Origin of the sequence: Cupriavidus pauculus, assembly GCF_003854935.1 — a bacterium.
Classification (GTDB): Bacteria; Pseudomonadota; Gammaproteobacteria; order Burkholderiales; family Burkholderiaceae; genus Cupriavidus; species Cupriavidus pauculus_C.
Genome location: NZ_CP033970.1, coordinates 624210 through 641314, shown reverse-complemented (window position 1 = coordinate 641314; position 17105 = coordinate 624210). Strand labels below are relative to the sequence as shown.

Sequence of the window (17105 nt, the reverse complement as noted above, 5' to 3'; positions counted from 1 at the left end):
GATGATTGTCTTTTCCCGTGCCAGGCTGCCCCGCCTGCTGGCGATGGCCGCGGCGCTGCTGGCCGCCGGCTGCACCGTCGGCCCCGACTACCGTAGCGCGCCGCAGGTGGCTGCCAACGCCATCGACGCGGGCCGCTTTCCGCACGCGCCGGCCGGCGCCGAGCCGGCCGCGCCGCGTGCGGCTGACTGGTGGCATGCGCTGGGCGACAGCCAGCTGGACGCGCTGATCGAGACCGCGCTGCGCGACAGCCCCGACATCGACGCCGCCCGCGCCCGCGTGCGCCAGGCGCGTGCCGGGCTGGCCAGCAACAAGGCCAACCTGCTGCCGAAGGTGGGGTTCGACGCCGCCATGCTGCGTACGCGGTCGCCGGACCTGTCGGCGCTGTCGGGCGGCGAATCGTCCGGTGGCGGCAGGGGCCCGCTGTCGCTCTACGTCGCTGCGTTCGACGCAAGCTGGGAGATCGACCTGTTCGGCGGCACGCGCCGCTCGATCGAGGCCGCGTCGGCGGAATCCGACGCCGCGTCGGCGCAGCTGGCCGACGCGCACGTGCAGCTTGCCGCCGAGGTGGCGCAGGCGTACATCACGCTGCGCGAGCAGCAGGCCAGCCTGGCGCACTTGCAGGCGTCCGAGACGCTGGAGGCCGACATGCTGGACCTGACCCGGCAGCGGCGTGCCCGTGGCGTGGCGTCGCAACTGGAGGTCGAGCGGCTGCTGACCCAGCTCGACAACACCCGCGCGCAGATGTCGCCGGTGCAGGCCGGCATTGCCGAATCGTTCGACCAGCTCGCGCTGCTGACCGGCCGCGCGCCGGGCACGCTCGACGCAGAACTGGCCGCCCCGCGCCCGCTGCCGACCGTGCCGGAGACCGTGGCCGTGGGCGACCCCGCCACGCTGCTCAGGGCGCGCCCGGACATCCGCGCGGCGGAGCGCCGGCTGGCATCGAGCACGGCGCAGATCGGCGTGCGCAAGGCCGACTGGTTTCCGAAGCTGTCGCTGCTGGGCTCGCTGGGTTTCAGCGCGATGGACCCCGGCCACCTTGCGCGCAAGGACAACGGCACCTGGCTGACGCTGCCGCGCCTGCAATGGAACATCCTAGACTTCGGCCGGGTGGCGGCCGGCGTGGACAGCGCCGAGGCCGGCCGCGACGAGGCCGACGCCAACTATCGCGGCACGGTGCTCAAGGCGCTGCGCGACGCCGACGTGGCGCTGTCGCGCTACGGCCACCAGCGCGAGCACGTGGTGGTGCTGCGGCGTGTGGAACAGTCGGCCGACCGCGCGTCGATGCTGCAGCAGCAGCGCTACCGCGCCGGCACGGCCAGCATGCTCGAATGGCTGGACGTGGAACGCACGCGCGTGGTGGCGCAGCAGAACCGCATCTCGGGCGACGCCGACCTGCTCAAGGACTTTGTCTCGCTGCAGAAATCGCTCGGCCTGGGCTGGCAGACGCCCGCTGACCCGGCGTCGTAGGCCGGCCCGGCCGCTCCGTCGCCGCCGCCGCGTGGCGCCCGTGCCGCGTGCGGGTGCAGCAATTGCCAGAAAAACGCCGACAGCCGAACCGGACGGCGCCGACTACCCCGCCAGCGGGGTGCGCCGCACACTGGCAAGCGGATGGGAATGGATAGAATCGTCGTGGGCAGGCTGTCCCAACGGCGCGGTCGACAACAACCAGGCGGTGGGGAGCATGCGGGACACGGTAGCGCCGGCAGCGGCCGAACGGATACCGGCTGAACCATCGGGGAGAACACCATGGCGCAGGCGCTGATTCGATGGAATGCCGCGGCGGCGGCCCCGGCTGCGGCGCGCCGCTGGGGGCAGGCCCGCTCGCTGGTGTGGGTGATGGTCCTGTCGCTCTGCCTGGGCCTGCTGGCCGGGTGCGCCAGCCTGCCGGCCAACGCCGGGCGCACGCCCAGCTACGCGGCCACCGACACCGGCAACACGCTGCTGGCCCGCTCGCTGGCGCCACGGCTGGCAAAGAATCCCGGCCAGTCGATCTTCTACCCGCTGGGCGCCGGCCCGGACGCGCTGACGGCGCGCATGGCGCTGGCACGGGCCGCGCAGAAGACGCTCGACATCCAGTACTACATCTACGACATCGACACCACCGGCAGTGCGCTGCTGGGCGAGATCATCGACGCCGCCGACCGTGGCGTGCGCGTGCGCATCCTGATGGACGACATCCACACGGCCAAGCAGGACAAGGTCTGGGCCGCGCTGGACTCCCATCCCAACATCGAGGTCCGCATCTTCAACCCGTTCGCCAACCGCAAGGCGCGCTGGCTGGAGATGGTCTGGGACTTCGGCCGGCTGAACCGGCGCATGCACAACAAGCAGATGACGGTCGACAACCTGGTGTCGATCATGGGCGGGCGCAACATCGGCGATGCGTATTTCTCGGCCAAGCCGGACATGGCGTTCAGCGACCTCGACGTGATGGTGGCCGGGCCGGTCGTGCCGGCCGCCAGCAAGGTCTTCGACGAATACTGGAACAGCGAGATGGCCTACCCGGTGGCCACGCTGACGCCCGAGGGCAAGGAGGCGCCCGAGGAGCTCAAGGCGTTCCGCAAGCGGATCGAGGCGCGCGGCGACCTGGCGCGGGCCAGCCCGTTCGTGCAGGAACTGCTCGATTCCGGTCTGGCCAAGGGGATCGAGGTGGGCCACCTGCCCGGCTTCATGGGCGGCGCGCGGGTCATCGCGGACAAGGCGGACAAGATCGAGGAAGACGAGGACGACCCGTCCACGCATGCCATTCCGCAACTGCGCGCGATGCTGGAAAAGGCGCAGACCGAGCTGGTGCTGGTGTCGCCGTACTTCGTGCCCGACGACGAGAACGAGAAGTGGCTGGCCGGCATTGCCCGGCGCGGCGTCAAGGTGCGCGTGCTGACCAATTCCTTTGCGGCCACCGACGTGTCGGCCGTGCATGCCGGCTACGCGCCGCGCCGCAAGGCGCTGCTGCGGGCCGGCGTGGAGCTGTGGGAGCTGAAGGCCACGGCGGCCAATGCCGAACTGGCGCGCAGCCGGTCGACCAAGCACCGCATGTTCGCGTCCAGCCGGGCCAGCCTGCATGCCAAGGCGTATGCGGTGGACCGCCACCTGCTGTTCATCGGCTCGATGAACCTGGACCCGCGCTCGATCAAGCTCAATACCGAGATGGGCGTGGTGCTGGACAGCCCGGCGCTGTCCCGGCAGCTCGTGGAGGACATGGACCGGCGGCTGATCGACATCGCCTACCGGGTGGAACTGAAGAAGGATGCCAACGGCGCCGAATCGCTGACGTGGACCACGCGCAACAACGGCAAGGAGGAAACGTTCGATTCCGAGCCGGACATGAACGTCTGGCAGCGGATGGGGATCGGCGTGCTGCAGTGGCTGCCGGTGGAAGACCAGCTCTAGGCCGCGCGCTATGCCGCCGGCAGGTCGGCCCCGCCGCCGGGCTGCAGCAGTTGCAGCAGGAAGTCCTGCAGCCGGGTCAGTTCGCCGGCGATGCCGCCCGGAAAGCCCTGCCGGCCGCCCCGGTCGTCGATCAGCAGCCCGGCCAGGAACGCCGATACGGCCGCCGCGTTGCCCAGCGCCCCAAGCTGGTTGCCGATGCGCGGGTAGGCATAGAACAGCTCCAGCGGGCGCACCTCGCGCGGCAACTGGGCCAGCCAGCGCAGCGCGGTGGGCGTGAGCGACAGGTTGACCGGGTTGTCGGGCTGGCGCAGCTCGCTCCAGTCGACGGCCGGCATGGCGGGCGGGCCGTCGTCCAGCACCTTCCGGGCTTCTTCGACCGTGACGAATTCGAACGAGATGGGGTCCATGGTGTGTGGCCCGCTGGGGGCCGATAGATTGCGCGCCGACGCCCATCTTAACGGACAGCCCGCCCCGTTTCTGTAGCCCCTTCGTAGGTCCCGTGGCGCCAAAGTCATGGCTGGGCGCCCGATTGGTCATGGCAGGCCGGCGCCGCTTTGCCACACTCCAGGCATGCAAACGGAGCTGCCATGACCTGGGACTTGCTGATCGAAGCGGATTGCGTACCGGTGACACTGCGCGCGGGCGCCGAAGTGGCGTGCCGTGCCGGCCGGCTGTGGATGACCGCCGAAGTCCGCCACGCCGGGCGCCCGGCGCGGCCATCGGCCGACGTCGTCCTGCTGGCCGGCCAGCGCTGCCGCGTGGACGCGGACGGCATCTACTTCCTGAGCGCGCTGCGCACGGCGGCAGGCAGCACCGCGCAATGCCAGATCATCCCGGGCGGCCAGCAGCGGCTGGTGCTGCGCCCGACCTGACGGCCGCGGCCTCCTCGGCGATCCAGTCGGCCACGTGGCGCACGTCGTCGCGCGGCGTCTCGGTGGCGTGGATCAGCCAGAACGCGTTGGGGCTGGGCATGGCCGCGCCGGCCGACGCAATCACGCTGAGCTGGCCGCCGTCGATTAGCGCCCGGATCAGTTCCAGCCGGCCCAGCGCCACGCCCTGGCCGGCCAGCGCGGCATGGATCATCTGGTCGTACTGGTTGAAGCGCAGCATGCCGCGCCGGCTGGCGTGGCGGTAGCCCTGAGCGCCCAGCCAGTTGCGCCAGTGCAGCCACGGGCGCGGATCGTCGAATTCCAGCAGCGGCAGGTCGGCCAGTGCCTCGGCGGACGCCAGCCGCCCCACACCAAGCGACGGATTGGCCACGGGCGCGATGGTTTCGTCGAACAGCCGGATCGCGTGCGACGGGGCGGCCGACGCCGGGCAGTAGCGGATGGCAAGGTCGATGCCGTCGGCGCGCAGGTCGCTGATCTGGTTGCTGGCCGACAGCCGCACGTCGAGCTGCGGATGGCGGCGCTGCAGGCTGCCCAGCCGGGGCAGCAGCCACAACCCCGCCACGCCGATGCTGGCCGTCACCGTGACCGGCTGGCGGCCGTCGCGCTTGCGCAGTTCGGCGGCCACGTCCTGCAACTGCTGCACGGCGCCGTCGGCACTCCGGAACAGCCGCTCGCCCTCGGGCGTAAAGGCCACGCCGCGATGCTGGCGCACGAACAGCCGCACCTGCAACTGGTCTTCGAGCGCGCGGATCTGCCGGCTCACGGCGGACTGGGTCAGGCACAGGTCATCGGCCGCCTGCGTGATGCTCATGCGCCGGCCCACGGCCACGAAGCCCTTGAGCAGGTCGAGCGGGAACAGCCGGACGAGGGGGACGGACATGGCGGGCGACTCGGGCAGGGCGGGGACGGGCACCCATTACAGCACGGAATGCCGACCGTCTGCCATGCGCCGTGGGAATGCCTGGCGACCCGAAAAGTCGTTTGCGCGGCGCGCCCCGATCGCATGAAATCGCAGGGATCAACCACCCCGTTCCGGGAGCACGCCATGATCCGCACCCCTGCCACGCATGATGCCCGCGCATTGCAGCCCGCCGCCGCGCCGTGGTGGCGCGGGCCAGCCTTCCTGCTGCTGGCGGCCGGGCTGGTGATGGGGCTGGCGCTGGGCGTGCGCCACGTGCAGGGCCTGTTCCTGCTGCCCGTGGTGGCGGAGCGCGGCTGGACGCGCGAGACCTTCGGCTTCGCCATGGCCGTGCAGAACCTGGTGTGGGGCATCGCCCAGCCGTTCACGGGCATGGTGGCGGACCGCTTCGGGTCGTGGAAGGTGATGCTGGGCGGGCTGGCGCTGTACGCGGCCGGGCTGTGGGGCATGTCGATGGCGCCGTCGTCCACCGCGTTCGTGCTGACGGCGGGCATCCTCGTCGGCATCGCGCAGTCGGGGACGACGTTCGGCGTGGTCTACGGCGCGCTGAGCCGCATGGTGCCGCCCGCGGCGCGCAGCCGGACGCTCGGCATTGCCGGGGCGGCGGGCGGCATCGGCCAGTTCCTGATGGTGCCGGCGGCGCAGGCGCTGCTGTCGGTGGCGGGCTGGCAGCTCGCGCTGATGGTGTTCTCGGTGGCGGCGCTGGTGCTGCTGCCGCTGGCGCTGCCGTTCCAGGACCGCGCGGCCGGCACGGATGCGGGCGGCAGCCACCCGCCAATGGGCGCGGCCATTGCCGAGGCGTTCCGGCATTCGGGCTTCTGGCTGCTGAACCTGGGCTTCCTGGCGTGCGGCTTCCAGCTCGCGTTCATCGCCAACCACCTGCCGGCCTACCTGCGCGACAAGGGCATGGCGCCGTCCAGCGCGATGATTGCGCTGGCCATCATCGCGCTGGCCAATATCGGCGGCACCTACGCGTTTGGCTGGCTGGGCGGCCGGCATGTGAAGAAGTACCTGCTGGCGGGCATCTACCTGGCGCGCACATCGGCCATGGCGCTGTTCGTGCTGCTGCCGCTGAGCCCGGTGACGCTGTACGGGTTTGCGGCGGTGATGGGGTTCCTTTGGCTGGGCACCGTGCCGCTGACCAGCGGGATCGTGTCGCAGGTGTTCGGCGTGCGCTACATCACCACGCTGTTCGGCTTCGTGTTCTTCGGCCACCAGCTGGGGTCGTTCCTGGGGGTGTGGCTGGGCGGGCTGGTATTCGAGCTGACGCGTTCCTATGATCTGGTGTGGATGGGGGCCATGGCGCTGGGCGTGGTGGCCGCGGCGCTGCACTGGCCCATCGACGACCGTGAGATCGTGCGCGTGCCGTGGCGGCAGGCGCGGCCCTGATCCGGCGGCCGGCGGGCAGTGCGCGGCGCGGCAGGTGGAGTATGCTTGGCACGTCCGTCCCCGCACAGATTCTCCGGAGCCCGCCATGCCGATTCGATTCCCTGTCTGGATGGCCGCCATCGCCGCGGCCGTTGCGTTGAGCGCCTGCGCATCGTTGCAACCGGTGGACACGGGGCAGAAGCTGATCGGCAGCCCGCAGTCGGCCGTGCGCGACACGTTTGGCGCGCCCACCGACACGTTCCAGCTCGCCAACGGCACGCAGCGCTGGATCTATTCCAAGCAGCCATACGGCTACGAGATCTACGTGGCCGACTTTGACGCCAGCGGCCGGCTGACCGGCTTCCGCCAGACGCTGACCGAGGCGGAGATCTACACGGCCCGGCCCGGCGTCTGGACCAAGCAGGACGTGCTGGAGCGCTGGGGCCGCCCGCGCGAGCCGGTGCAGTACTACTCGCTGATGAAGCGCGAGGCGTGGTCCTATCGCATGTACCTGCCGGGCTACGTGCCGGCGCACTTCAGCGCCTACTTTGACGACAACGGCGTGCTGGACCGGACGATGATCATCCAGGACGCGCGCGGCGGCGAGCGCAGCCGGAAGTAGCCGCCGGGCCGGCCCGGCGCCGGCCTATAATGGCTCGCCCCCCGCACCGCCACACGGGGCGGCCTTCCGGTTCGGCCCCATCGTCAATGCCCTCGTATCCTCTCGTCCTTTGCCTGACCATTGCCGTGGTGTGTAGTGCGGGCATGGCCGTTGCCGCCTGGCCGCGCCGTGACGATCCCACCGTGCGCGCATTCCTGGTCCTGGCCGGCGGGGCGGCCATCTGGAGCGGCGGCCGGCTGCTGGAAATCAGCGAGACCGAGCTGGCGGGGCGCATCTTCTGGGCCAAGTTTCAGTACGCGGGCATCGTGGCGGTGCCCATCGGCTGGCTGGTGGCGATGGTCCACCTGAGCCGTCCGCGCTACGTCGTGCCGTGGTCGATGCTGTGGGTGCCGGTGCTGGCCGCGCTGCTGAGCCTGGTGCTGGTCTTCACCAACGAGCGCCACCACCTGATCTGGACGTCCATCGAGCTGATGCCGCCCGGCGTGGCACCGGGCGCGGTATTCCATCACGGCATCGGGTACACGGCCGTGGCGGCGTGGACCTACGCGATGCTCGGCCTGAGCCTGTTCTTCCTGGCCACGGCCGAGGTGCCCAACGACGCGCTGTCGGTACGCGGCCGCAACGTGCTGATGGCCGGCCTGATGCTACCGCTGGCGGCGCACATCGCCTATCTCTACCGCTGGACGGGCCCGCTCGGCGGCGACCTGACACCCGCGACCTTCTCGCTGATGACGCTGCTGGTCTGGTTCTGCGCGCTGCGCACGCACCTGGACGACACCGGCCATTACGCCCGGCTGCGCGTGTTCGACACGATCCGCGAGGGCTGCGTGATCCTGGGCGGCGACGGCCGGGTGGTCGAGTTCAACCCGGCCGCCGCGCGGCTGGTGCCGGAGCTGCGGCGCGGGCAGATGCCGCCGGCGCTCTGGCATCGCGCGCTCGGCGAGCCGGGCAGTGGCGCATCGGCAATTCCCGAGGGCGCCGGCTACGAGGTGGCGGTGGAGCCGGTATGCCGCATGGACGGCCGGCAGATCGGCCTGCTGGTGTTCATGCGCGACGTCAGCCGCTACCAGTCGCGCGAACTGGCGCTGGCCACGCAGCTTGGCGAGACGGCGGAGCAGTTGTCGCGCGTGCAGGCCGACCTGGACATCGACGCGCTGACCGGCATTCCGAACCGGCGCTACTTCCAGCGCGAATCGCACGCGGCCGTGTCGCGCGCGTGGGAGCGGGGCACCGAGCTGGGGCTGCTGATCCTGGATGTCGACCTGTTCAAGCAGTACAACGACCTGTACGGCCACCCGCGCGGCGACGAATGCCTGCGGCAGGTGGCGGCGGCGCTGGTCGGCGTGCTGCGCGGCGCCCAGTTCTGCGCGCGCCTGGGCGGCGAGGAATTCGCCGTGGTGCTGCCCGAATCGTCGATGGAAGAAACCCGCGCCGTCGCCCGCGCCATGGTGGCCGCCGTGCGCGAACTGGGCATCGCGCACAACGGCACGCCGGTGCAGCCGTACGTGACGATCAGCGTCGGCGCCGTATGCGCGGTGCCGGACGCCGCCCGGCTGGAGCCGCTGCTGCACCGCGCCGACAGCGCGATGTACCGCGCCAAGCGCGCCGGCCGCAACCGCTACGTGCTCGACGGCAGCCTGTACCTGGGCGTGCAGAACAGCTGATTTCACGCCCTTGCCACAAAGGGCTTGCAAATTCCCAAACCTTCTGTAGAATTCGCGGCTCGCGTCGCAGCAGCAATGCAGCGAAACGAAGCCCAGATGGCGGAATTGGTAGACGCACTAGGTTCAGGTCCTAGCGGTGGCAACACTGTGGAGGTTCGAGTCCTCTTCTGGGCACCAATTCGAAAGCCCTGCTCATCGAGCAGGGCTTTTTCTTTTGTAGGCCCAGAAAGGGCAGTCCCTGCGGACTGCCCGCGAGGACTCGAATGGGTTGCGCTTGCAAGCGCAACCCCGGGGTCGCGCATGGGTGACCGAGTCCTCTTCTGGGCACCAATTCAAAAGCCCTGCTCATCGAGCAGGGCTTTTTCTTTTTCTGCTGGCAGTGGCGGCTGTTGGGCGGCCGGCCCTCACCCCCGGCCCCTCTCCCGCAGGCGGGAGAGGGGAGAACCCAAACGGCATATCGAGCGCGGCGGGTTTGCTCCCCTCTCCCGCGCGCGGGAGAGGGGTTGGGGGAGAGGGCCAGCCGTCCAACCGGCGACACCCACAGCCCTAACAACCGCGCCGCCGCAGGCCACCGCCACGCCATGGCCAACGCGCGGCTAGTCGCGCCCCCGGCGCTTGTATCCGGTGAGCATCGCGCCGATCAGGTTCTCCCGGCCCTTGATGCTCATCGCAATGGCCGCCGCCACATGCAGCACGACCAGCCCGAGCAGCGTGTTGGATAGCCAGCGGTGGATGTCGATCGGCCAGTCCTCGCCCCAGAACGGATCGAGCCGGGACATCCAGCCCGTGACGGCCAGCGCCAGGATCAGCGCCCACATCGCCAGCATCGTCACGGCGCCCAGCGGCGTATGGCTGATGAACCGGGGTGCCCGCCCGCGCAGCAGCGCGCGGCTGTACGCCAGCACCCCGGCAGGGCGCGGCAGCCACGCGCGAAAACGCGCGTGCTCGGTGCCGATGAAACCCCACAGGATGCGGAACAGCACCAGCCCGGCCGCCACGTAGCCCAGCACGCGGTGCACCTGGTCGCCGGAGTCGTCGATCACGTCATAGAGGACGATGGCCGCCACGCTCCAGTGCGTGAAGCGAACGGCCAGGTCCCAGACGCGAACCGAGTCGGACGTCCGGACCCGATCCGCCGGGGTGGCCATGTCTACTTCTCGATTTCGGATTTGACGATGTCGAGCGTCTTGGTATCGAAGTAGATCTCGGCCTTCTTGCCGTCCTTGGTGGTGCCGTAGATCTCGTAGCAGTTGCCGTCGATCTTGAACTTCTTGATGTTGTAGCCCTGCGCGGCAATCTTGGCCTTGGCATCGGCCTCGGGCATCCATTCGGACTTCGGATGCTTGGCGCAGTTGGCGCCGGCCAGCGCGGCGGTGGAGAACAGTCCGGCGACGGCTACGGCGGCGATCTTCTTGTACATGGCTCGACTCCTCGCAAAAAAGCCCATCGGGCAATGCCAAGCATCCTAGGCCCGGATGCAATTGATTCTCAATGTAGGTTTTCCCGGTCAACCGTCAAGGAAGGTGCGAATAAATCGCTCTAAAGGGCGGTATGTCATCGTGATGTCACCGTCCCGTAATGTCCCTACCGGGCACGTGGACTTCACGATTGTTCGCGTTGTGGGACAATCGCGGCCCATCGGGTAAGGGTTTTCCCGGTATTTCGCTTCGAAGGGCCTGCATGAAAACGATCGACTGGAAGGACTGGGAAATCTTCTGCCGCGTGGTGGAAGGCGGCGGCTTCACGCAGGGGGCGGAACTGGCGGAAGTGCCAAAGTCGTCGGCCAGCGCGGCGGTGGCGCGGCTGGAGGGCCAGCTCGGCGTGCGGCTGTTCGAACGCACCACGCGCCGCGTGCGCGTGACGCAACGCGGCCAGCAGTTGTACGACCGCGTGGCGCCGCTGTTTGGCGCGCTGCGCGAGATCAGCGCCGAAGCGGCGTCGGTCAGCGCCGAGGTCAGCGGCACGCTGCGCATCGCCACGCCGTACGAGGTGGGGTCGCAGCACCTGGCGCCGACCGTGAACCGGCTGCTGAAGCTGCATCCGTCGCTGCGGGTGCAGCTCGACATGGCCTGGGACCAGCCCGACCTGATCCGCCACGGGTACGACCTGGCCTTCGTCATGACCGATACCGGCCTGCACGACAGCTCGTTCGCCAGCAAGCGCGTGGTGCTGATCGAGCGGGCATTCTACGCGGCGCCGTCGCTGATCCGCGAACGCGGGCTGCCGCACGCGCCGCAGGACCTGCAGGGCTGGCCGACCGTCGGCAACCTGGACGACTCGCACTGGGAATTCGAGCGCGACGGCGTGCAGACGTATTCGCTCGATGTGCAGCCGCGCATCTGTACGCACAACGCCGAGGTGCGGCTGCAGGCGGCCGTCGACGGGCTGGGCGTGACGCGGCTGTCGCCGCGCTTCGTCCACGAGCAACTGGTGCAGGGCCAGCTTGTGCGCGTGCTGCCCGGTTATTCGTCGTCGCCGCTCAAGGTCTACGTGCTGATGCCCGCGCGCAAGCTGATGCCGGCCAGCGTGCGCGCGTTCCTGAACGCGCTGGAGGAAACGCTGGGCGTGCCGGAGACGCGCCGCCCGGTCACGCGCCTGGCGGCGACCCTGCAGCCGGATGCGTCCGCGCTGGTGCCGCAGGCACTGGCCGCGTCGCTGCAAGACCCCGACGGCGCGCCCGCCATCGCCACGCTCGGCTGAGCAGGGCCCGCGCGGCGGCCCGGGTCAGTAGGGCTGGTCGCCGCTGCGCAGGTCGAAGGCCAGCGTGTCGGCGATCTCCAGCATCTCGTCGTCGTCCTCGCTGCGCGTGATCCAGCCCGCGTAGGCGTCGCCACCGGTATCCCAGTTCCAGAGTGTGTAGCCGGCCACGCGTAGCTGGTCGGTCGCCAGTTCCATCAGTTCGGGCACGCTCGTGCCTTCCAGGAAGTCCTCGTCCTCGGGGTCGTCGGTGCCCCAGTCGATCTCCAGGTCGATCCGCTCGCACAGCTGGTTCAGGCAGCCGATGAAGGACTCGGCATCCTTCCAGTCGACATAGAAGCCGGCCTCCCAGTCGATGATCTCCTTGATCTGGAAGAGCAGCATGTCGGCGTCGGCCTCGTCCTCCTCGGCGTCTTCCAGCGCTTCTTCGAACAGCGCGAAGTGCCGCGTGGTCTGCTGGGTGTCTCCCAGGTTGATCAGCGCGAACAGCCGGCTCACGGCGTCCTGCGCGTCGTCGTCCAGTTCTATTGCCATCCGTGGCTCCTTGGTGGCCAGTGGTCTCCGTTCATGCGGCCACTTTTACGATTTCACGATGCCCGCGCGGCGTCACGCGCAACGCGCGCGACGTGCGGGTCGGTTCGATCCAGCCTTTGTCGAGCATGGTCTCCAGCAGGGCGGCACCGAGCGCGCCGCCCAGATGCGGCTTGCGCTCGCTCCAGTCCGGGCACGTGCACGCAAACTGCCGCCGCTTGCGCCGCGCGGCGGCCAGGTCGATGCCCAGCAGCGCCAGCGCCTGCGAGCCATCGGCCGTCAGATCCACGCGCGTGCCCGCCACGGCCAGCCACCCTGCCTGCGACATTCGTTCGAACAGCCCCACCGCAAGTTCCCCGGCAAGATGGTCGTAGCAGGTGCGCGCCTGCCGCAACGCGGGCGGCGTGGCGCGCGACACCGGCACAGCCCGCAGACGCGGCGGCTGGCTGGCCAGCGACGCCGTCGCAAGTGCCTCGATCGCCACCCCGATCTCCGGCGCCGCCAGCCGGTAATACCGGTTGCGACCGCGCGATTCCACGGCCAGCAACCCGCCTTCCGACAACCGCGCCAGATGGCCGCTGGTGGACGACGCCGACAACCCGGCAATCGCCGCCAGCTCCCCCGCCGGCCGCGCACTACCGTCCATCAGCGCCCAGAGCATCGCCGCCCGGCCGGGATCGGCAAGCAGGCCAGCAAGCTGGCTGATGGCAGGAGCGTATTCCATAGTTCATCAAGGGGTGAAGGGACGATGGGAGTATAGGCGGTTGGCGGGGGAGTTGAGGGCGAGCGGTAGCGCGTTACAGCACCAGTGAGGCGACGCGGCTGACCGACTGTCGCAACCCATCTGCCGCGCGTCTGAACCACTGAAGCGGAGTCGTTCAAAAGCGACAACCAGGGCAGGCATCAGGGTGACAGGTCGGCAAAGCGTATCTTTCCACCGTCGGAGTTGAGAAAATCCCGCTTCGAGGATGGCCTCCTTGTGCATGGCTCGGGTTGATGCCCAAGCCACGACCGTTCGCACGGGAGTCCGACCGCAAAAACTAAAACGACGATGGCGCGTGCATAGCTGGCAACCAGCTGGCGGCCGCGCAGGGAAAAAGGGTCGCCGGCCTGGCCGGCCACAAATCTGCATGACAAAACGCTTACGCCTCGCCGCCGGTGAACAGCCGTGCTTGCGCGCCATTGCTAGCGCCGTTTCCATTCTCTCGATGTCCCTCGCCGCGACGCCGGTGCAAGCCGCCGGTGGCAATGGCGGTGCCGGCGGGTATAGCGCTCCAACACCAGGCGGATTGGGCGGCTTCGCCCAGGGCGCGTCTGGCCAGAACGGACCGACCGTCCTGGACGGGGATGGCACGGGTGGCGGCGGTGGCGCGCGCAATGCAGCCGGCGGCCAAGGCGGCATCAGCCAGTACATGACAGTGCCCGGCAATACAGCCGGCGCAGCAGGGACCGCACCGGGGCAAAGCGGCGGCAATGGCGGCGACGGTGCCTTCGACAACCTCGCGTTTGCGGCCAGTGGCGGTGGTGGCGGCGGCGGTGGCGCGGACGGCTTGATCGTCGGCTCTGCACCGCTTGCCATTTCTACCGCGATCCTGGGCGGGAGCGGCGGCACGGGCGGCAACGGCGGTAGCGATGCGTCGTCGCCGCCTGCGGCCTACCTGGGCGCGGGGGGCGGTGGCGGCGAGGGCGGGTATGGCGTGGTCCACGCTGGCGGTGCGGAAATCGCGGTCAAGGCGGGCGCCGTGGTGTCCGCCGGCCGAGGCGGCAATGGTGGCAATGGCGGCGGTTCCAAGCCGACGGCAAACTTCCAGGGCGCGGGCAACGGCGGCGACGGCGGCGTCGGCATGTCGGTGACCAGTGCGGCCACCGTCCATATCGAAGCAAGTGCGGTCGTGTTCGGGGGCGGCGGCGGGGCAGGGGGATCGGGCGGAGACGGTGTCTACGACCTGTACGCCAGCCAAGGCGGCAGCGGCGGCAAGGGCGGCACCGGCATGGAGCTCGCCAGCGGCTCAACGCTGCTCAACGAGGGCACGATCGCAGGGGGCTCCGGGGGCGCCGGTGGCCTGGGCGGCATGAACAACGATGGTTCGCGTGCCAACTTCGGCACCGCAGGCGCGTCTGGCGTGGGCGTGCGCGGCAGCAACCTGACCATCGTCAACAAGGGGACCATCCTGTCAGGCGGCTTCGGCGCGGCCGCTGTCCAGTTCACGAACGGTAGAAACCGTTTCGAGTTCTGGACCAACAGCGCCGTGGGAACAATCGAGGCCAACGGCACAGACGACACATTCGTGCTGGCCGGCGACACTGGCACTTCCACGCTTGCCGGCGGCATTGGCAACGCTGGCCTTTACCGCGGTTTCGAGCATTTCGAGAAGATTGGTGCGTCGGTCTGGACGCTTGCCGGGACCAATACCGACGTCACGAACTGGAAAATCCTGGGCGGCACCCTGGCGGTTGCCTCGGACGCCAACCTCGGCGACGCAGCCGGCACGCTGGCGCTGAACGGCGGCACGCTGCGGACCACGGCAACCATGACGACCGCGCGGGCCACCACGCTGGGCGCGGATGGCGGCACCTTCGAGGTCGCGAACGGCACGCTGACCCACAGCGGTGCGATCGACGGTGCAGGCAGCCTCGCCAAGACCGGGGGCGGTACGCTGGATCTGAACGCCGTGAACACCTATTCGGGCGGCACGCAGGTCAATGCCGGCATGCTAAGCGCCAATGTCAACGGTGCGCTCGGCACAGGGGCGGTGAGTGTGGACGGGGGCGCCACGCTGCGCCTGTACGGCAACTTTGACCTCGGCGGACGTCAGGTCACCAATCGGTCCGGCTACATCCAGCTTTTCGGCGCCGGGACGCTCGGCAACGCGCAGGTGACGAACCTCGGCGGCTTCACCTATCTGCTGGGCAGCAGCACGGCGGCCAATGCCACCATCGTCAACGACGGCGGCACGATGTCGTTCCAGGAAGGCAGCAATGGCGGCAGCAGCCGGGTCACCACCCGTAGCGGCAGCCTGACCGAATTCTGGGGCTGGAGTACCGGCGGCAACGCCTCGCTCGTCGCGGAGGCAGGTGGCCGGGTCGATTTCTCAGGCACGTTCGGTCCGACGCTTGACCACCGGATCAGTGCCGGCGCCATTGCAGGGGCAGGCCGCTTCCAGCTTGGTCGGAACATGCTCACGGTGGGTGGTGACAATGCCTCGACGACAGTGAGCGGCACGATCGAGGATGGCGGTGCGGGGGGCGGCAGCGGCGGGGGGCTCATCAAGGTGGGCACTGGCACGCTGACCTTGAGCGGTGCCAACACCTATACCGGTGCGACGACGGTCAACGCGGGCACGCTGGCGGTGAATGGCAGTGTGATGGGCGCGGTCACGGTCAACAACGGTGCGACGCTCGGCGGGGTGGGCAGCGTGGGCAATACCGTGATTGCGTCGGGCGGCACGCTGGCCCCAGGCAACTCCATCGGCACGCTGACCGTGCATGGCGACCTGACGCTGGCCGCCGGCTCGACCTATCGCATCGAGGCCGATCCAGCTTCGTCGGCAAGTGATCGCGTGGCGGTCAGCGGCACGGCGACGCTCGCGGGTGCGGCGGTCCATGTGGGCCCTGACGGCAACTTTGCGTCCACCCGTCGCTACACCATCCTGACTGCCGGGGCGCTGCAGGGGCGTTTTGCCTCGACGGCCTCCAACTACGCGTTCCTTGAACCGACCCTGACCTATGGCGCCAACGAGGTCACGCTGGCGCTCACGCGCAAAGATGTCACGGCGCCGGAACCGGGTTCGCCGGTCGATCCGGCCCCGGGCGCCGGCACGGGCGGCACGGGCGGCACGGGCGGTGCCACCCCGCGTCCGATGCGCTTTGCCGATGCGGCCGTGACGGGCAACCAGCGTGCCGTGGCCAACGCACTGGAGACCTTGCCGGACAGCAACCCCGTGCACGAAGCCGTGGTGACGTTGCCTGCGGGTGCGCCGCCTGCCGTCTTCGACAGTCTCTCCGGCGAAGCGCACGCCAGCGTGGCGACGGGCTTGATGACCCTGGCGGGTGGGGCACGGGCGGTGCCGGTCGCGCATCTGAACGACAGCCTGTCTGCCGGCATGCTGCCCGGCGCGCCGATTGCGCAGCTGGGCGGCGCCGTGCCGGCCGCTGCGATGCCTATCTCCGCTGCCCAGCCGCTGTGGGTGGAGGTACTGGGCAACTGGCAACGCTTCCACGGGAGCGCTGATGCAGCGTCCGCAAGCCAGCAGACCGGCGGATTCTATCTCGGTGGCGATGGCGCAGTGGGGCAGGGCTGGCGAGTGGGCGGAGCGTTCGGTTACGCCAATAGCACGCTGCGCGTGAGCGAGCGATCCTCGCGCGCGATCACGGATTCGTTCAGCGCCACGCTGTATGGGGGCCGCGCGTTCACGCTCGGCGGCGGCAAGCTCAAGTGGCTGTTCGGCACCGCCTATAGCTGGCACGACGCCGACACGGACCGGCAGGCGAATCTGGGCGGCAGCACGGTACAGTCCCTGACGGCCAGCTATCACGCCAGCACGGCGCAAGTCTTTACGGAAGCTGGCTTCGCCATGCCGCTATCGGCGGCCACCCAGCTCGAACCGTACGCCGGCGTGGCCTGGAGCGACACACGCACGCGCAGCTTTGCGGAAACGGGCGGCTCGGCGGCGCTGCACAGCCCCGGCGACAGCAACACGCTGACCACGACCACGCTTGGCTTGCGTACCAGCGCGCGTGGCCGGGTGGCTGGTACTGACGCGGCAGTCTACGTCGGAGCGGGCTGGCGCCATGCTTTCGGCGATATCCGCCCGGCTACCACGCTCGCCTTCGACGGTAGCCAACCGTTCACAGTGACTGGCGCGCCGATCGCGCAGAACGCGGCGTTGGCCGAACTACGCGCCGACTTCGCCATCTCGCCCATGGCCACGCTTGCCTTGCGCTATACCGGCCAGTTCGGCGGCGGCAACCAGGACCACACTGGCACGGTGGGTTTGCGCTGGAGGTTCTAGCGTTGCAACAG

The 17105-nt window shown here is 69.5% G+C and carries 14 protein-coding genes and 1 tRNA gene; 9 read left to right on the top strand and 6 right to left on the bottom strand.

The genetic code is table 11. The annotated features are described in order from the left end of the window. The first annotated feature begins 1 nt into the window (after position 1). Positions 2-1468 carry an efflux transporter outer membrane subunit gene (locus EHF44_RS20975; RefSeq protein ID WP_124686711.1) on the top strand — a complete coding sequence of 489 codons (1467 nt, stop codon included), beginning with the start codon at positions 2-4 and terminating at the stop codon, positions 1466-1468. Between the two features lie 279 nt (positions 1469-1747). Then, positions 1748-3391 carry a phospholipase D family protein gene (locus EHF44_RS20970; RefSeq protein WP_124685636.1) on the top strand — a complete coding sequence of 548 codons (1644 nt, stop codon included), beginning with the start codon at positions 1748-1750 and terminating at the stop codon, positions 3389-3391. Between the two features lie 8 nt (positions 3392-3399). Here the strand turns inward: EHF44_RS20970 and EHF44_RS20965 are convergent, their stop codons facing one another. After that, the gene (locus tag EHF44_RS20965; protein WP_124685635.1) at positions 3400-3798 is read right to left on the bottom strand and encodes a hypothetical protein; all 399 of its coding nucleotides are present in this window, start codon (positions 3796-3798) and stop codon (positions 3400-3402) included. A 180-nt stretch (positions 3799-3978) separates the two neighbouring features. Here EHF44_RS20965 and EHF44_RS20960 point away from each other — a divergent pair, with 180 nt between their 5' ends. After that, entirely contained in the window at positions 3979-4263 is a 285-nt protein-coding gene (locus EHF44_RS20960) for a DUF2917 domain-containing protein (protein ID WP_124685634.1), read from the top strand. On the opposite strand, the gene EHF44_RS20955 is transcribed toward EHF44_RS20960, so the two are convergent. Next, complete coding sequence (locus tag EHF44_RS20955; RefSeq protein ID WP_124685633.1) at positions 4220-5161, bottom strand: LysR substrate-binding domain-containing protein; 942 nt, start codon at positions 5159-5161, stop codon at positions 4220-4222. The genes EHF44_RS20960 and EHF44_RS20955 overlap by 44 nt on opposite strands. A gap of 165 nt (positions 5162-5326) precedes the next feature. Between EHF44_RS20955 and EHF44_RS20950 the strand changes: the two genes are divergently transcribed. The 4 genes from EHF44_RS20950 (at position 5327) to EHF44_RS20935 (ending at position 9031) form a co-directional block, all read left to right on the top strand. Further along, the gene (locus EHF44_RS20950) at positions 5327-6589 is read left to right on the top strand and encodes an MFS transporter (protein WP_124685632.1); all 1263 of its coding nucleotides are present in this window, start codon (positions 5327-5329) and stop codon (positions 6587-6589) included. Positions 6590-6674: 85 nt separating this feature from the next. Beyond that, complete coding sequence (locus tag EHF44_RS20945) at positions 6675-7190, top strand: hypothetical protein (protein ID WP_124685631.1); 516 nt, start codon at positions 6675-6677, stop codon at positions 7188-7190. A gap of 86 nt (positions 7191-7276) precedes the next feature. Then, positions 7277-8854 carry a diguanylate cyclase domain-containing protein gene (locus tag EHF44_RS20940; protein ID WP_124685630.1) on the top strand — a complete coding sequence of 526 codons (1578 nt, stop codon included), beginning with the start codon at positions 7277-7279 and terminating at the stop codon, positions 8852-8854. A 90-nt stretch (positions 8855-8944) separates the two neighbouring features. After that, positions 8945-9031, top strand: a tRNA-Leu gene (locus EHF44_RS20935). Positions 9032-9450: 419 nt separating this feature from the next. Here EHF44_RS20935 and EHF44_RS20930 read toward each other — a convergent pair. Together EHF44_RS20930 and EHF44_RS20925 are read right to left on the bottom strand one after the other, a co-directional pair. Next, positions 9451-10002, bottom strand: a complete 552-nt coding sequence (locus EHF44_RS20930) for a cytochrome b/b6 domain-containing protein (protein ID WP_124685629.1) — start codon at positions 10000-10002, stop codon at positions 9451-9453. Positions 10003-10004: 2 nt separating this feature from the next. Then, complete coding sequence (locus tag EHF44_RS20925; protein WP_124685628.1) at positions 10005-10274, bottom strand: PepSY domain-containing protein; 270 nt, start codon at positions 10272-10274, stop codon at positions 10005-10007. 260 nt (positions 10275-10534) lie between these two features. On the opposite strand from EHF44_RS20925, the gene EHF44_RS20920 reads away from it, so the two are divergent. After that, positions 10535-11554: a LysR family transcriptional regulator gene (locus tag EHF44_RS20920; RefSeq protein ID WP_253700306.1), complete on the top strand. Its 1020-nt coding sequence runs from the start codon at positions 10535-10537 to the stop codon at positions 11552-11554. 24 nt (positions 11555-11578) lie between these two features. On the opposite strand, the gene EHF44_RS20915 is transcribed toward EHF44_RS20920, so the two are convergent. Both EHF44_RS20915 and EHF44_RS20910 read right to left on the bottom strand, forming a co-directional pair. After that, entirely contained in the window at positions 11579-12085 is a 507-nt protein-coding gene (locus EHF44_RS20915; protein ID WP_124685627.1) for a DUF6630 family protein, read from the bottom strand. A 31-nt stretch (positions 12086-12116) separates the two neighbouring features. Then, a complete protein-coding gene (locus tag EHF44_RS20910; RefSeq protein ID WP_124685626.1) occupies positions 12117-12806 on the bottom strand; it encodes an ArsR/SmtB family transcription factor in 690 nt (229 codons plus the stop codon). A gap of 406 nt (positions 12807-13212) precedes the next feature. On the opposite strand from EHF44_RS20910, the gene EHF44_RS28890 reads away from it, so the two are divergent. Next, a complete protein-coding gene (locus tag EHF44_RS28890; protein WP_172966148.1) occupies positions 13213-17094 on the top strand; it encodes an autotransporter domain-containing protein in 3882 nt (1293 codons plus the stop codon). The last annotated feature ends 11 nt before the right edge of the window (positions 17095-17105 follow it).

Coding starts and splice junctions, on each gene's coding strand:
- EHF44_RS20915 (WP_124685627.1), bottom strand. CDS start 12,085: ATGGCAATAGAACTGGACGACGACGCGCAGGACGCCGTGAGCCGGCTG.
- EHF44_RS20925 (WP_124685628.1), bottom strand. CDS start 10,274: ATGTACAAGAAGATCGCCGCCGTAGCCGTCGCCGGACTGTTCTCCACC.
- EHF44_RS20910 (WP_124685626.1), bottom strand. CDS start 12,806: ATGGAATACGCTCCTGCCATCAGCCAGCTTGCTGGCCTGCTTGCCGAT.
- EHF44_RS20945 (WP_124685631.1), top strand. CDS start 6,675: ATGCCGATTCGATTCCCTGTCTGGATGGCCGCCATCGCCGCGGCCGTT.
- EHF44_RS20970 (WP_124685636.1), top strand. CDS start 1,748: ATGGCGCAGGCGCTGATTCGATGGAATGCCGCGGCGGCGGCCCCGGCT.
- EHF44_RS20975 (WP_124686711.1), top strand. CDS start 2: ATGATTGTCTTTTCCCGTGCCAGGCTGCCCCGCCTGCTGGCGATGGCC.
- EHF44_RS20930 (WP_124685629.1), bottom strand. CDS start 10,002: ATGGCCACCCCGGCGGATCGGGTCCGGACGTCCGACTCGGTTCGCGTC.
- EHF44_RS20940 (WP_124685630.1), top strand. CDS start 7,277: ATGCCCTCGTATCCTCTCGTCCTTTGCCTGACCATTGCCGTGGTGTGT.
- EHF44_RS20955 (WP_124685633.1), bottom strand. CDS start 5,161: ATGTCCGTCCCCCTCGTCCGGCTGTTCCCGCTCGACCTGCTCAAGGGC.
- EHF44_RS28890 (WP_172966148.1), top strand. CDS start 13,213: ATGACAAAACGCTTACGCCTCGCCGCCGGTGAACAGCCGTGCTTGCGC.
- EHF44_RS20960 (WP_124685634.1), top strand. CDS start 3,979: ATGACCTGGGACTTGCTGATCGAAGCGGATTGCGTACCGGTGACACTG.
- EHF44_RS20965 (WP_124685635.1), bottom strand. CDS start 3,798: ATGGACCCCATCTCGTTCGAATTCGTCACGGTCGAAGAAGCCCGGAAG.
- EHF44_RS20920 (WP_253700306.1), top strand. CDS start 10,535: ATGAAAACGATCGACTGGAAGGACTGGGAAATCTTCTGCCGCGTGGTG.
- EHF44_RS20950 (WP_124685632.1), top strand. CDS start 5,327: ATGATCCGCACCCCTGCCACGCATGATGCCCGCGCATTGCAGCCCGCC.